This is a genomic window from Pseudorhodoferax sp. Leaf267, assembly GCF_001422405.1.
GTDB lineage: Bacteria > Pseudomonadota > Gammaproteobacteria > Burkholderiales > Burkholderiaceae_C > Pseudorhodoferax.
Map to the genome: position 1 here is coordinate 171,917 of NZ_LMMV01000027.1, position 13,283 is coordinate 185,199.

13 protein-coding genes, 1 pseudogene and 1 riboswitch are annotated in these 13,283 nt (G+C 68.3%); of the genes and pseudogenes, 8 read left to right on the forward strand and 6 right to left on the reverse strand.

Going from position 1 to position 13,283, the window contains the following annotated elements; genetic code table 11:
* Window positions 1-146 precede the first annotated feature (146 nt).
* Window positions 147-755 (forward strand): annotated as a pseudogene (locus tag ASF43_RS29000) (ATP-binding protein); the annotation flags it as partial.
* A 4-nt stretch (window positions 756-759) separates the two neighbouring features.
* Here the strand turns inward: ASF43_RS29000 and ASF43_RS29005 are convergent.
* From ASF43_RS29005 to metH, 3 genes are all read right to left on the reverse strand, one after another.
* Window positions 760-1,593 carry a PEP-CTERM/exosortase system-associated acyltransferase gene (locus ASF43_RS29005; RefSeq protein WP_082498240.1) on the reverse strand — a complete coding sequence of 278 codons (834 nt, stop codon included), beginning with the start codon at window positions 1,591-1,593 and terminating at the stop codon, window positions 760-762.
* A 327-nt stretch (window positions 1,594-1,920) separates the two neighbouring features.
* Window positions 1,921-2,580, reverse strand: a complete 660-nt coding sequence (locus tag ASF43_RS29010; RefSeq protein ID WP_082498241.1) for a glycine zipper 2TM domain-containing protein — start codon at window positions 2,578-2,580, stop codon at window positions 1,921-1,923.
* Between the two features lie 163 nt (window positions 2,581-2,743).
* Window positions 2,744-5,518 carry a methionine synthase gene (gene metH, locus ASF43_RS29015; protein WP_082498242.1) on the reverse strand — a complete coding sequence of 925 codons (2,775 nt, stop codon included), beginning with the start codon at window positions 5,516-5,518 and terminating at the stop codon, window positions 2,744-2,746.
* Window positions 5,519-5,542: 24 nt separating this feature from the next.
* A riboswitch (S-adenosyl-L-homocysteine riboswitch) is annotated at window positions 5,543-5,621 on the reverse strand.
* A 119-nt stretch (window positions 5,622-5,740) separates the two neighbouring features.
* On the opposite strand from metH, the gene ASF43_RS29020 reads away from it, so the two are divergent.
* Both ASF43_RS29020 and ASF43_RS29025 read left to right on the forward strand, forming a co-directional pair.
* A complete protein-coding gene (locus ASF43_RS29020) occupies window positions 5,741-6,160 on the forward strand; it encodes a putative toxin-antitoxin system toxin component, PIN family (protein WP_056189630.1) in 420 nt (139 codons plus the stop codon).
* Window positions 6,157-6,381, forward strand: a complete 225-nt coding sequence (locus tag ASF43_RS29025; protein ID WP_056189633.1) for a ribbon-helix-helix domain-containing protein — start codon at window positions 6,157-6,159, stop codon at window positions 6,379-6,381. The genes ASF43_RS29020 and ASF43_RS29025 overlap by 4 nt, the downstream gene beginning before the upstream one ends.
* Before the next feature lie 10 nt (window positions 6,382-6,391).
* On the opposite strand, the gene ASF43_RS29030 is transcribed toward ASF43_RS29025, so the two are convergent.
* The gene (locus ASF43_RS29030) at window positions 6,392-7,093 is read right to left on the reverse strand and encodes a GntR family transcriptional regulator (RefSeq protein WP_056189635.1); all 702 of its coding nucleotides are present in this window, start codon (window positions 7,091-7,093) and stop codon (window positions 6,392-6,394) included.
* Window positions 7,094-7,177: 84 nt separating this feature from the next.
* Between ASF43_RS29030 and ASF43_RS29035 the strand changes: the two genes are divergently transcribed.
* The 5 genes from ASF43_RS29035 (at window position 7,178) to ASF43_RS29055 (ending at window position 12,061) form a co-directional block, all read left to right on the forward strand.
* On the forward strand, window positions 7,178-8,167 hold the full coding sequence (locus tag ASF43_RS29035) for a tripartite tricarboxylate transporter substrate binding protein (RefSeq protein ID WP_056189638.1): 990 nt from the start codon (window positions 7,178-7,180) through the stop codon (window positions 8,165-8,167).
* Window positions 8,168-8,171: 4 nt separating this feature from the next.
* Complete coding sequence (araD, locus tag ASF43_RS29040; RefSeq protein ID WP_056189641.1) at window positions 8,172-9,902, forward strand: L-arabinonate dehydratase; 1,731 nt, start codon at window positions 8,172-8,174, stop codon at window positions 9,900-9,902.
* A 15-nt stretch (window positions 9,903-9,917) separates the two neighbouring features.
* A complete protein-coding gene (locus ASF43_RS29045) occupies window positions 9,918-10,628 on the forward strand; it encodes a ribonuclease activity regulator RraA (protein ID WP_056189644.1) in 711 nt (236 codons plus the stop codon).
* Window positions 10,629-10,651: 23 nt separating this feature from the next.
* The gene (locus ASF43_RS29050; RefSeq protein WP_056189646.1) at window positions 10,652-11,611 is read left to right on the forward strand and encodes a tripartite tricarboxylate transporter substrate binding protein; all 960 of its coding nucleotides are present in this window, start codon (window positions 10,652-10,654) and stop codon (window positions 11,609-11,611) included.
* 141 nt (window positions 11,612-11,752) lie between these two features.
* The gene (locus ASF43_RS29055) at window positions 11,753-12,061 is read left to right on the forward strand and encodes a putative signal transducing protein (RefSeq protein ID WP_056189649.1); all 309 of its coding nucleotides are present in this window, start codon (window positions 11,753-11,755) and stop codon (window positions 12,059-12,061) included.
* Between the two features lie 128 nt (window positions 12,062-12,189).
* Here ASF43_RS29055 and map read toward each other — a convergent pair whose 3' ends face one another.
* Both map and ASF43_RS29065 read right to left on the reverse strand, forming a co-directional pair.
* On the reverse strand, window positions 12,190-12,984 hold the full coding sequence (map, locus tag ASF43_RS29060) for a type I methionyl aminopeptidase (protein ID WP_255358170.1): 795 nt from the start codon (window positions 12,982-12,984) through the stop codon (window positions 12,190-12,192).
* On the reverse strand, window positions 12,981-13,262 hold the full coding sequence (locus ASF43_RS29065; protein WP_056189654.1) for a ParD-like family protein: 282 nt from the start codon (window positions 13,260-13,262) through the stop codon (window positions 12,981-12,983). Before ASF43_RS29065 ends, map begins: the two co-directional genes overlap by 4 nt.
* Between the last annotated feature and the right edge of the window lie 21 nt (window positions 13,263-13,283).

Sequence of the window (13,283 nt, forward strand, 5' to 3'; positions counted from 1 at the left end):
ACTAGCTACCTCCTACTTCTGCCATGGGCGAGGGCCGGCCCCAGTCTCGCATCGCCCCCTGCACATGCGGCTAGCGCAGCTCCACTAGCCGACTGTGTCTACAGAGGGAAGACGTCCAGTCGGATAGCGCACGCTCAAACATAATCATGGACGAGCTGGCCGAGTTCCCGAGGGCGGCGCTCGAGGCACTGCGTGAGCCGCTGGAGACCGGCAGCATCGTGATCGCGCGCGCGACCCGGCGCGCGGAGTTCCCGGCGCGCTTCCAGCTCGTCGCGGCCATGAACCCCTGCCCGTGCGGCTACCTGGGCTCGCCCCAACGCGCCTGCCGCTGCTCGCCGGACCAGATCGCGCGGTACCAGGGCAAGCTCAGCGGGCCGCTGCTCGACCGCATCGACCTGCACCTGGAAGTGCCGGCGCTGGCGCCGCAAGACCTGCTGCAGGCCCCGCCCGGCGAGGGCACGGCCGCCATCCGCGCGCGCTGCACGGCCGCGCGCCAGCGTGCGCTGGAGCGCCAGGGCAAGAGCAACCAGGCGCTGCAAGGGCAGGAGCTGGACATCCACCTGCAGCGCACCGACGAGGCCACCAGGTTCCTGAACACGGCCGGCACGCGGCTGGGCTGGTCGGCGCGCAGCACGCACCGCGCCCTGCGCGTGGCCCGCACGATTGCGGATCTGGCGGGGTCGGAACGGGTGGAGGTCGGCCACGTGGCCGAGGCCGTGCAATACCGCCGTGCCTTGCGCACGGCGACGGCTTGAGCGATCAGGCGTCGACGACTGGCCCGAGCGGCACGGACACGCTGACCGTTTCGCGCTCCTGCAGCGACTGTTCGATGGCGTGGTGCACCAGGTAGGCGGTGTCGATCTGCGCGTGCACCTCGTGCCAGATCGGGCGCACCATCGCGCGCAGGCTGGAATACAGCTCGGACACGCGCATCAGCGACGGCACGCGCAGGCCGCGGTGCTCGATCGGTGCACCAATGGCCTGGATGTTCACGCCGCCACGGGCGAAGTGCTTGGCCAGCCGGGGTTCGGTCAGCGTGAACAGGTATTCGATGCCCTGGCGCTGGGCCATCGCCACGGCACCGAAATACAGGCTGACCGGAATGTTCGGGAAGCGGGACATCGGGTTGCCCGGCTGGGCGGCCGCGCTGTCTGCCGTGGACAGCGCCACCGGGCGGCGGTCCTCGCCCTTGCGGCGGCGGAACTCACCCATCACGGCGAGCCGGGAGACTTCGGCGATGCGGTCGCGCGGCAAGCTGGCCGGGTCGATGATGCTGCGGTCCAGCGAATCCTTGCAGGCGATCTCGAATGGCAAGGGCGCCTGCGGGTTGCGCGGGTCCACCAGCACCACACGTGCACAACCCACCGGTCGCACGTTGTCATCGTTCGTCCGCACCACGCAGTGCAGCGAATGGCGGTCGTAGACGTCCATCTCGCGCGCGTCGGGCCGCACCGGCTCGAAACCCAGCTCACGGGCGTAGACATCGTGGCGAATAAAATACACTTCGTCGCGCGCCGCATCGTCCAGCGCAGGCGACACGCGGAAATATTGCCCAAAACGCTCATTTACAGGGGTGGTCTTGGGGGTATTCATACGAAGATGTGAAAAAAAGGGTTGTGTGTAGGCTGCGACTCGGTGTAGGACAATGCTATTAGTTTTTGTAGGTCGACTCCACCACAAATTGTCAGCAACCGTGAAAAGTTCCCTTGTGCGCGCAATTCACATCATCTTTTTTTGCGTGACACGAAGCCGCCCCCCTCTGTGAGCGGAGCTTGGCTGACCGCCAACTGACGGCTGCACGCTTGTTACAACCTGATCGGGCGAATTAGCAGCTTTTCCCGCCCGAATGGCAAAAAGCCGAGGCACCAGGCCTCGGCTTGCGGAAAACGGGGGTTGCGCAGGGCCCAGCCCTGCAACTGGTCAGCCTCGGGTCGCGACCACCCGGCCCGAGGCCGCCGCGATGCGCGCCACACCGCCTTGCACCACAACGGGGCTGCCGGCGGATACGGGTTCGGCCTGTTCCAGAGTCCGCACGCTGCCGTCTTCCATGCGCACGCGCACGGCGTAATGCGTGGACTGGCGGACCTTCTTTTCGACCGCGTTGCCGGCCCAGCCGCCGCCCAGCGCGCCCAGCACCGTGGCCACGGCACGGCCGGAGCCGCCGCCCACCTGGTTGCCGACCACGCCGCCGACCACCGCACCGGTCACGGCGCCGATGCCGTTGGCCTGCCCTTCATGCGCCACGGGCGTGGACGACAGCACGGTGCCGCAGTTGTCACAGCGCGCCGCGGCCTGCACGACGGGTGGGGTGCTGCGCACGGGCGCGGGTTTGGCACGGACCGGTGCGGCGGCCGCTTTCCCGCCAGCCTCCGCGGGCTCCAGCGCCGAGCCCTGGGCGCCGCTGAGCCTGGACTGCAGGCCCGTTGCGGGTGCCGGCACGGCGTCGGTCAGGTGCATGCCCATGACCACGCCACCGAGCAGTGCGACCAGAAGGCCGAGCACACCGACCGCGAGCCACAGCGGGCGCGCGTTGGATGACTGGGTTGGGGCTGTCGGGATGGTTTGCAGTGCGTCGTGCATGGTGTCCTCTTCTACGGTTCGACATCGGGTTCGGGAACGCACGCGGCATTCCCTTGCGCACCAAGGCTATGCAACACAGCGCTCGCGCCGATGTCGGCTGTGTAATTCCGCGTAAAGAGTTGGTGACAGGCGGGAAACCCGTTCGGCGCGCGGCCGAAACCGCTCAGAGATTCGGTGCCAACGCGCGCTGCATCTCGGCCACGTCCACGCCACGCCGGCGCGCCAGGTCTTCCACCTGGTCTTGCCCGATCTTGCCGACGTTGAAGTACACGCTGTCCGGGTGGCCGATGTAGAAGCCGCTCACGCTGGCCGCCGGCAGCATGGCCAGGCTGTCGGTCAGCGTCATGCCGATCTCTTCGGCCTGCAGCACGTCGAACAGCGCGCGCTTGACGCTGTGCTCGGGGCAGGCCGGGTAGCCCGGCGCGGGGCGGATGCCGCGGTATTCCTCGCGCACCATGGCGTCCACGTCCAGCGCCTCGCGCGGCGCGTAGCCCCACAGGTCGGTGCGCACGCGGTGGTGCAGGCATTCGGCGAAGGCCTCGGCCAGCCGGTCGGCAATGGCCTTGAACATGATGGCCGAGTAGTCGTCCAGGTCGTCGGTGAAGAACTTCTCGCGCTTCTCGGCGCCGATGCCGGCCGTCACGGCGAACATGCCGGCGTAGTCGGCGATGCCGCTGCCGGCGGGCGCCACGAAGTCGGCCAGGCAGCGGCTGGGCCGCATCACGCCGTCGATGGCCTGCTTCTCGGTCTGCTGGCGCAGGCCGTGCCAGGTCAGCGCGACCTGGCTGCGCGACTCGTCGGTATAGAGCGCAATGTCGTCGTCGTTCACCGTGTTGGCCGGGTACAGGCCGATCACGCCGTTGGCCGTGAGCCAGCGGCCTTCGATCAGGCGCTTGAGCATGCGCTGGCCATCCGCGTAGACGCGCACGGCCTCGGAGCCGACCACCTCGTCCTTCAGGATGGCCGGGAACGGGCCGGCCAGGTCCCAGGTCTGGAAGAACGGACCCCAGTCGATGTACTTCGCCAGCTCCGTCAGGTCGAAGTTCTTGAACACGCGCCGGCCGATGAACTTCGGCTTGGTGGGCTGGTAAGTGGACCAGTCCACGCGCGTCCTGTTGCTGCGCGCCTTGGCGATGGGCCACAGCGGCGTCTGCTTCTTGTTGGCGTGCTGCTCGCGCACCTTCACGTAGTCGGCGTTCAGCTCGTCGATGTACGCCGCAGCCTGGTCGGACAGCAGGCTCTGCGCCACGCCCACGCTGCGCGAGGCATCGGGCACGTAGACGACAGGACCTTCGTAATGCGGCGCGATCTTCACGGCGGTGTGCACGCGGCTGGTGGTGGCGCCGCCGATCAGCAGTGGAATCTTCTTGATGCGGAAGTGCGCGTCCTTCTGCATCTCGCCAGCCACGTACTGCATCTCCTCCAGGCTGGGCGTGATGAGGCCCGACAGGCCCACGATGTCCGCGCCCTCGACCTTGGCCTTGGCCAGGATCTCGTGGCACGGGACCATCACGCCCATGTTCACCACCTCGAAGTTGTTGCACTGCAGGACCACGGTCACGATGTTCTTGCCGATGTCGTGCACGTCGCCCTTCACGGTGGCGATGATGATCTTGCCCTTGGTGCGCACGTCGCGGCCGGCGGCCTCGTCCTGGCGCTTTTCTTCCTCGATGTACGGGATGAGGTGGGCCACGGCGGACTTCATCACGCGCGCTGACTTCACCACCTGCGGCAGGAACATCTTGCCGGCGCCGAACAGGTCGCCCACGATGTTCATGCCGGCCATCAGCGGGCCTTCGATCACGTGCAGCGGCCGGCCGCCCTTGGCCAGCACCGCCTGGTAGGCCTCCTCGGTGTCGGGCACGATGAAGTCGGTGATGCCGTGCACCATGGCGTGTGCCAGGCGCGCCTCGACCGTGACCGGCGCCTCGGGCGTGCCGCGCCAGTCGTTCTTCCTGCTCTCGTCCTTGGCACCGCTCTTGGCGCTTTCGGCCACCTCGACCAGGCGCTCGCCGGCATCGGGCCGGCGGTTCAGCACCACGTCTTCCACGCGCTCGCGCAGCACCGGCTCCAGGTCGTCGTAGACGCCGACCATGCCCGCGTTGACGATGCCCATGTCCATGCCGGCCTGGATCGCGTGGTACAGGAACACGGTGTGGATGGCCTCGCGCACCGGGTCGTTGCCGCGGAAGGAGAAGCTCACGTTGGACACGCCGCCCGACACCTTGGCACCCGGCAGGTTCTGCTTGATCCAGCGCACGGCCTCGATGAAGTCCACCGCGTAGTTGTTGTGCTCCTCGATGCCCGTGGCCACCGCGAAGATGTTGGGGTCGAAGATGATGTCCTCGGGCGGGAAGCCGACCTCGTCCACCAGGATGCGGTAGGCGCGTTCGCAGATCTCGATCTTGCGCGCGAAGGTGTCGGCCTGGCCCTGCTCGTCGAAGGCCATCACCACGGCGGCTGCGCCGTAGCGGCGCACGAGGCGCGCCTCGTGCTTGAACTTCTCCACGCCCTCCTTCATCGAGACGGAGTTGACGATGCCCTTGCCCTGGATGCAGCGCAGGCCGGCCTCGATCACGTCCCACTTGGAGCTGTCGACCATGATGGGCACGCGCGCGATGTCGGGCTCGCTGGCGATCAGGTTCAGGAAGCGCACCATGGCCGCCTTGCTGTCCAGCATGGCCTCGTCCATGTTGATGTCGATGACCTGGGCACCGTTCTCCACCTGCTGGCGCGCGACCGACAGCGCCTGGTCGAACTCGCCGTTCAGGATCATGCGGGCGAAGGCCTTGGAGCCGGTGACGTTGGTGCGCTCGCCGATGTTGACGAACAGCGTGCCGGCGCCGATAGCGACGGGCTCCAGGCCCGACAGGCGCATGGGGGGCGGGGCCGCGTTCTCGGGCGCGGGGGAAAAGGCAGCGGTTTCGTGGGTCGTCATGGTCTCACCTGGGCATCCGTAAGGGGCCGGTGAGCGTCGTTGTTCGATCCCGAGCCTGGCGCCGGGCTGCCCTGCAGCCGCGGCGATGCAACGCTCCTCGGGGGCGGCGATTTTATGGCGGCACGGATGCTGGCGCGTCATGGCGTGGACAAAGCACGACACGCCGGCCGCCGCCAACCCGTCGTATGGTGGCAAAAATGCCACCAGTAGTAGCATTCCGACATGATCGTCGTGTTGGACACCAATGTCTTTGTCGGCGCTTGCCTGGGTGCTGGCGCGGCCCATCGCGTCGTGGCCGACTGCCTGCGTGGTGTCCACACGCCGCTGATGGGCGCGGCACTGTTCGCGGAGTACGAAGACGTGCTGGGCCGCGAAGCGCTGTTCGCCGGAAGCCGACTGACCGCAGACGAACGCGGTGAACTCCTGGACATTTTCGCCGCCACATGCCGCTGGACGCGCATCTACTACATGTGGCGTCCGAATCTGCCCGACGAAGGCGACAACCATTTGATGGAGCTTGCCGTGGCTGGCAATGCGGCATGCATCGTGACACGCAACCTGCGCGATTTCACCCGCACCGAGTTGAAGTTCGCATCCATCCAGGTGCAGTCGCCCGAACAGTTTTTGAAGGAGTCCGCATGAGCGCACTGACGATCCGACTTCCCGACGACAAGTACCAACGCCTCAAGGCACTGTCGCAGCAACGCAAGATGAGCGTGAACAAGCTGATCGACGAGATGGCCACCCTGATGCTGGCGGAGTTCGATGCCGAAACGCGCTTTCAGCTGCGCGCCGCGCGTGGTGCCGCGCAACAGGTGCGGGGGCTGGAATTGCTGGACAAGGCGGCTGGCAAGCGTTCCTGACCGAACGCCCTTACACAGCGCCCTCGTCCACCACGTAATCCGGATGCAGGCGCCGAATTTCCTCTACCGCCGACAGCGTGCCTGACAGGTGCGCGCGCAGGGCCTCCTGCGCGGCTTGTGGACCGCCGGCTGCGATGCCGGCCACGATGGCACGGTGGTCGCGCAGGATGGAGGCCGTCTTGCCGGCCGTGGGCAGGTGCAGGCGCCGCAGCCGGTCCACATGGCCGGACACGCGGCCCACCAGGTCGACCAGGGCCGCCATGCCCCCTGCCTCGTACAGCAGCTGATGGAAGCGCCGGTCCGCCGCCACGAACTCGCCGTACTGCTGCGCCTCGGCCAGCGCCTGCTGCAAGGCGATCTGGCGCTCCAGGGCCTGGACCAGGCCGGCGGGCGGCTGCAACGCCAGCTCGCGCACCAGCTCCAGCTCGATCGCGCGCCGCAGGAAGTGCGCCTGCCGCGCCGCACCGATGTCGATGCGGCTCACCAGCGTGGCGTGCTGCGGGAACACGTCGACCAGGCCCTCTTCGTTGAGCCGCATCAGCGCCTCGCGCACGGGCGTCTGGCTCACGCCGAACTGCTCGGCCAACTCCTGCCGCGCCAGCACCGTACCAGGCGCCAGATCCAGCGCCATGATGGCCTCGCGCAGCCGCTCCAGCACCTGCGGCGTGGCCAGCCGGGTGCGGTCGAGGCGGAACTTGGGCAGCGCGTTCATGGGGCGGGATTCTGCGTTGACACACTAATATATTAGTGTTTCAATGCCGCCGCTACAAGCTGAACCACCGAAACAGGAGAGACCATGCACCGTCGCACGATGATCCACGGCGCGATCGCCACCCTGGCCGCCATGGCCGGCGCCCTGGCCCTGCCGGCCCTCGCGCAAAGCAGCTGGCCCACCGGCAAGGCGATCACCTATGTGGTGCCCTTCCCGCCCGGCGGCAACACCGACACGCTGGCCCGCGTGATCGCCCCGGCGCTGTCGACCGCGCTGGGCACGCCCGTGGTCATCGACAACAAGGGCGGTGCGGGCGGCAGCGTGGGCTCCACCTTGGCGGCGCGCGCCGCGCCGGACGGCTACACCATTCTGGGCGGCACCATCAGCTCGCATTCCATCAACGGCAGCCTGTACGCCAAGCTCGACTACGACCCCATCAAGTCCTTCACGCCCGTGGCGATGCTGGGTTCCGGGCCGCTGGTGCTGGTGGTCAACGCGAGCAGCCCGTACAAGACCCTGAACGAGGTGCTGGCCGCCAGCCGCGCCAAACCAGGCGGCCTGTCCTCGGCCTCGCCCGGCAACGGCACCTCGCCGCACATGGCGCTGGCCTTGCTGAGCTACCAGTCGGGCGTGGCGTTCACGCACGTGCCCTACAAGGGCAGCGGCCCGGCCGTGCAGGACGTGGTGGGCGGCCAGGTGGACATGATGTTCGACACCACGCTGATCGTCGGCCCACACATCCAGTCCGGCAAGCTGCGGCCGATCGCCGTCAGCAGCGGCAAGCGGCTCGAATCGCTGCCCGACGTGCCCACCATCGCCGAGGCCGGCCAAAAGGGCTTCGACATGGGCTCGTGGCAGGCGGTGTTCGCACCGGCCGGCACGCCCAAGCCCATCGTCGACAGGCTGCATGCCGAGATCATGAAGATCATCGCCACGCCTGAGGTGCAGGCGCGGCTCAGGGGCTTCGGCATGCTGCCCTCGGACATGACGCCGGCCCAGCTCGGCGACTACCAGAAGAGCGAAGTCGACAAATGGGCCAAGGTGATCAAGGCCGCCGGCATCAAGGCAGAGTGACCCCATGACACGACGCACCTACGAGAGCCTGCGCAGCGCGCGCTGGTTCGCGCCCGACGACTTCCGCTCCTTCGGCCACCGCTCGCGCGTGCTGCAGATGGGCTATGGCTACGAGGACTGGGTGGGCAAGCCCGTCATCGCCATCGTCAACACCTGGAGCGACGCGAACCAGTGCCACACGCACTTCAAGCAGCGCGTGGACGACGTGAAGCGCGGCGTGCTGCAGGCCGGCGGCTTCCCGCTGGAGCTGCCGGCGATCAGCCTGTCGGAAAGCATGGTCAAGCCGACCACCATGCTGTACCGCAACTTCCTGGCGATGGAGACCGAGGAACTGCTGCGCAGCCACCCGGTGGACGGCGCCGTGCTGATGGGCGGCTGCGACAAGACCACGCCGGGCCTGACCATGGGTGCGCTGTCCATGGGTATCCCCTTCATCTACCTGCCGGCCGGCCCCATGCTGCGCGGCAACTGGAAGGGCAAGGTTTTAGGCTCAGGCTCGGACGCGTTCAAGTACTGGGACGAGCGCCGCGCCGGCCGCCTGAGTGACCAGGCCTGGAACGAGATGGAAGCCGGCATCGCGCGCAGCCACGGCACCTGCATGACCATGGGCACGGCCGCGACCATGATGGGCATCGCCGAGTCCATCGGCCTCACGCTGCCGGGTGCCAGCAGCATCCCCGCGGCCGACGCCAACCACGTGCGCATGAGCGCCGAATGCGGCCGCCGCATCGTCGACATGGTGTGGGACGACCTCACGCCCGCCAAGATGCTCACGCGCGCCAACTTCGAGAACGGCATCGCCTGCGCCATGGCCATGGGCTGCTCGACCAACGCCATCATCCACTTGATCGCCATGTCGCGCCGCGCCGGCCACCCCGTCACGCTGGACGACTTCGACGACTTCAGCCGCCGCGTGCAGGTCATCGCCAACATCCGGCCCAGCGGCGACGCCTACCTGATGGAGGACTTCTTCTACGCCGGCGGCCTGCGCGCGATGCTGGAGCGCATCCGCCCGCACCTGAAGACCGAAGCCCTCACCGTCAACGGCAGGACCCTCGGCGAGAACATCGCCGGCAGCGAGGTCTACAACGACGACGTGATTCGTCCGCTCGACAACCCGATCTACGCCGAGGGTGCGCTGGCCGTGCTGCGCGGCAACCTGGCGCCGGACGGCGTGGTCATCAAGCCCAGCGCCGTCGCGCCGCACCTGCTGCGCCACACCGGCCGCGCCATCGTGTTCGACGACTACCCCAGCCTGAAGAAGGCCGTGGACGACCCGGATCTGGACGTGACCGGCGACGACATCCTGGTGCTGCGCAACGCCGGACCCTTGGGCGCCGGCATGCCGGAGTGGGGCATGCTGCCCATCCCGACCAAGCTGCTGAAGCTGGGCGTGAAGGACATGCTGCGCCTGTCCGACGCGCGCATGAGCGGCACCAGCTACGGCGGCTGCCTGCTGCACTGCTCGCCCGAGGCGGCCATCGGCGGCCCGCTGGCGCTGGTGAAGACCGACGACCGCATCACGGTCGATGTGCCCGCCCGCACCATCCACCTGGAGATCAGCGACGCGGAGATGGCCGCACGCAAGGCCGCCTGGACACCGCCGCCCCCGCGCTACGAGCGTGGCTACGGCTGGATGTTCGGCCGCCACATCAAGCAGGCCAACGAGGGCTGCGACTTCGACTTCCTCGAAACCACCTTCGGCAAGCCCGTGCCCGAGCCCGATATTTTCTGAACCCGAGAGACCGTCATGAAACAAGACACCCGCGACGCGCTGATGAAGGTCAGCACCGCCACGCTGTGCACCGCCCTGTTCAAGCGCGGCCTGCGCAGCCAGATGATCCAGAACGTGCGCCCGCTGAACCCTGCCGGCCCCAACATGGTGGGCGAGGCCTTCACGCTGCGCTACATGCCGGCGCGCGAGGACCGCAACGGCATCGAAGTCTTCAAGAACCGTGACCATCCGCAGCGCAAGGCGGTGGAGGAATGCCCACCCGGCGCCGTGATGGTGATCGACAGCCGCAAGGACGCCCGCGCCGCCTCGGCTGGCGGCATCCTGGTGGCGCGCCTGATGCAGCGCGGCGCGGCCGGCGTGGTGACCGACGGCGGCTTTCGCGACAGCCCCGACATCGCCAAGTACAAGATGCCGGCGTACCACGCACAACCCAGCGCGCCGACCAACCTGACGCTGCACGAGGCCATCGAGATCAACGGCCCCATCGGCTGCGGAGACGCACCCGTGTTCCCCGGCGACGTGGTCGTCGGCGATGCCGAAGGCGTGCTCGTGATTCCCGCGCACCTGGCCGACGAGATCGCCGCCGAGGCCACCGAGATGACGGTGTTCGAGGACTTCGTGCAGGAAAAGGTCATGGAGGGCCGCAGCATCCTGGGCCTGTATCCGCCGACCGACGAGAAGAGCCGCACGGATTTCGCCGCATGGCGCCAGGCCAAGGGCCGTTGAACAACCCGAGAGGAGACAAACGCATGCAACGCAGAACCTTCGCCCTGGCCGCCACGCTGATGCTGTCCGCGACCGCCTTCGCCCAGAGCTTCCCCACCAAGCCCATGACCATCGTCGTGCCCGCCTCGCCCGGCGGCGCCATCGACCTGGCCGCGCGCCTGATCGGCCAGAAGTTCAGCGAGGCCTGGGGCCAGCCGGTCGTGATCGAGAACAAGACCGGCGCCACCGGCGTGATCGGCACCGATTTCGTGGCCAAGAGCGCGCCGGACGGCCATGTGCTGGCCCTGGTGGCCAGCAGCCACGCGATCAACCCCAGCATGTTCAAGAAGCTGCCGTTCGACACGGTCAAGAGCTTCGAGCCGGTGGCGCAGACCCACACCGTGCCGCTGGTGCTGGTGGTGGCGCCGGACTCGCCGTTCAAGACCATGCAGGACGTGATCGCCTTCGGCAAGAAGAACCCGGGGCAGCTGAGCTTTGCCTCCAGCGGCAACGGCGGCGCGCCGCATTTCTCGGGCGAGCTGTTCCAGAGCATGGCCGGGCTGCAGATGCAACACATCCCCTACAAGGGCAGCACGCTGGCGCACCCCGACCTGATGAGCGGGCGCGTCTCCATCATGTTCGACACGCTGGCTGCGACCAGCGCCCAGATCAAGGGCGGCAAGCTGCGCGCGCTGGCCGTGACCACGCCCAAACGCCTGCCGTCCCTGCCCGACGTGCCCACGGTGGCCGAGGCCGGCCTGCCCGGCTACGAGACCAGCACCTGGGGCGGCCTGCTGGCCCCGGCCGGCACGCCCAAGGCCACGGTGCAGAAGCTGGCGGCCGAAACCACCCGCATCCTGGCCCTGCCCGACGTGCGCGAGCGCATGCTGGCCGCGGGCGTGGAACCGGTGGGCGGCACGCCCGAGCAGTTCGCGGCCTTCATCGGCAGCGAGATGGTCAAGTGGGGCAAGGTGGCGAAGGCGGCGGGGATCGAGCCGGAGTGAGCGCGTCCAGTGTCGATGTGCTGCAGCGGCAAGGCCATGGTGGCCGGCACGCGGGCTGACGCTGGAAGACGAGGACCATACGGACGGCAAGCGCCGCCACGGCCCGGGCTCCCCTCGCCTGCCGTGGCACCATGCGGCCCCATGAAGCGCGTTGTGCGAGCCCCGAACCTGATGGTCGCCACGCTGTGGGCCGACATGCTGACCCACGCGGGCATGCCGTCCACCGTGCAGCGCGCATTCGCCAGCAGCATCGCCGGCGAGCTGCCGCCGGACCAGGCGCTGCCGGAGGTCTGGGTCGACGAAGACGACCACCATGGGCGTGCGCTGCGCATGGTCGATGAACTGCAGCACCCGGTGGACCGGCGCTGGGTGTGCCAGCGTTGCGACGAGGTCATCGAGGGGCCGTTCGAGCAATGCTGGAACTGCGGGTCGTTGCGGGTGGGGGCCTGAAGCGGCGGCCGGTGAACGCCGGCAGCGGCTGCGCATGGACCGGACGTCCGCACCGCAAGGAGATCTGCGCAAAGCCCACCGGGCCCAAGAGCCGCACCCGTGCAGTCGCGCGCGGCCTTCAGCGTCCCTCAGATCGCCGGGTAGCGCCCCGTGCCATCGGGCCAGGGCGTCAGCACTTCGACGCCCTGCTCCGTCACGGCCACCATGTGCTCCCACTGTGCCGACAGCGAATGGTCGCGCGTGACGACCGTCCAGCCGTCGGGCATCTCCTTGATGTCGCGCTTGCCGGCGTTGAGCATGGGCTCGATGGTGAAGACCATGCCGGGCTCCAGGGGCATGCCCTGGCCGCGCACGCCGTAGTGCAGCACCTGCAGGTCGTCGTCGTGGTAGACCTGCCCGATGCCGTGGCCGCAATACTCGCGCACGATGCTGAAGCGCTCGCGGTGGGCCACGCTCTGGATCGCATGGCCGATGTCACCCAGCGTGGCGCCCGGCCGCACCGCGCGGATGCCCGCGCACAGCGCCTCGTAGGTGGCGTCCACGAGCCGGCGCGCGAGCGGTCTGGGCTCGCCCACGCAATACATGCGGCTGGTGTCGCCGAACCAACCGTCCTTGATGACCGCCACGTCGATGTTGACGATGTCGCCGCGCTTGAGGATCTTGTGCGCCGAGGGGATGCCGTGGCAGACCACGTGGTTCACGGACGCGCAGATGGTCTTGGTGAAGCCCCGGTAGCCCACGTTGGCCGGGATGGCCTGCTGCACGTTGACGATGTGGTCATGGCACAGGCGGTCCAGCTCCTCGGTGCTCACACCGGGCTGCACGTGCGGGGCGATCATGTGCAAGACGTCGGCCGCCAGAGCGCCGGCGGCACGCGCCATTGCGATCTCCGCGGGGGACCGGATCAGGTTGGGCCGGGTCACGGGTGCACCCTGCGGCCAGCAGCCTTGCGCGCCACGGCGCGCGCGGGCCCCCGGGCCGTGGCAGCGCCCAGCGTGAACAGCGCCTGATCGTCGCCGCCTTCCAGGCGGTTGCGCACCATCAGCTGGCAGAGCTCGCCGTGGCACAGCCCGGGGTGCAGCTCGGCCAGCATGCCGATGCGCATCCAGTGCTCGGCCTGCGCGTTGATGGAGCGGCTCAGCGCGCCGCTGGCCACGCGCAGGTTCTCGTGCAGTAGATCGGAGATGTTGACGATGCCCATGCTCAGGCGCGATTGATACGG

Excerpts from the sequence above, each read along its gene's own strand:
- araD (WP_056189641.1), top strand. The coding sequence starts at position 8,172 with ATGACACGACGCACCTACGAGAGCCTGCGCAGCGCGCGCTGGTTCGCG.
- ASF43_RS29045 (WP_056189644.1), top strand. The coding sequence starts at position 9,918 with ATGAAACAAGACACCCGCGACGCGCTGATGAAGGTCAGCACCGCCACG.
- metH (WP_082498242.1), bottom strand. The coding sequence starts at position 5,518 with ATGACGACCCACGAAACCGCTGCCTTTTCCCCCGCGCCCGAGAACGCG.
- ASF43_RS29010 (WP_082498241.1), bottom strand. The coding sequence starts at position 2,580 with ATGCACGACGCACTGCAAACCATCCCGACAGCCCCAACCCAGTCATCC.
- ASF43_RS29035 (WP_056189638.1), top strand. The coding sequence starts at position 7,178 with ATGCACCGTCGCACGATGATCCACGGCGCGATCGCCACCCTGGCCGCC.
- ASF43_RS29005 (WP_082498240.1), bottom strand. The coding sequence starts at position 1,593 with ATGAATACCCCCAAGACCACCCCTGTAAATGAGCGTTTTGGGCAATAT.
- ASF43_RS29020 (WP_056189630.1), top strand. The coding sequence starts at position 5,741 with ATGATCGTCGTGTTGGACACCAATGTCTTTGTCGGCGCTTGCCTGGGT.
- ASF43_RS29065 (WP_056189654.1), bottom strand. The coding sequence starts at position 13,262 with ATGGGCATCGTCAACATCTCCGATCTACTGCACGAGAACCTGCGCGTG.
- ASF43_RS29050 (WP_056189646.1), top strand. The coding sequence starts at position 10,652 with ATGCAACGCAGAACCTTCGCCCTGGCCGCCACGCTGATGCTGTCCGCG.
- ASF43_RS29025 (WP_056189633.1), top strand. The coding sequence starts at position 6,157 with ATGAGCGCACTGACGATCCGACTTCCCGACGACAAGTACCAACGCCTC.
- ASF43_RS29030 (WP_056189635.1), bottom strand. The coding sequence starts at position 7,093 with ATGAACGCGCTGCCCAAGTTCCGCCTCGACCGCACCCGGCTGGCCACG.
- ASF43_RS29055 (WP_056189649.1), top strand. The coding sequence starts at position 11,753 with ATGAAGCGCGTTGTGCGAGCCCCGAACCTGATGGTCGCCACGCTGTGG.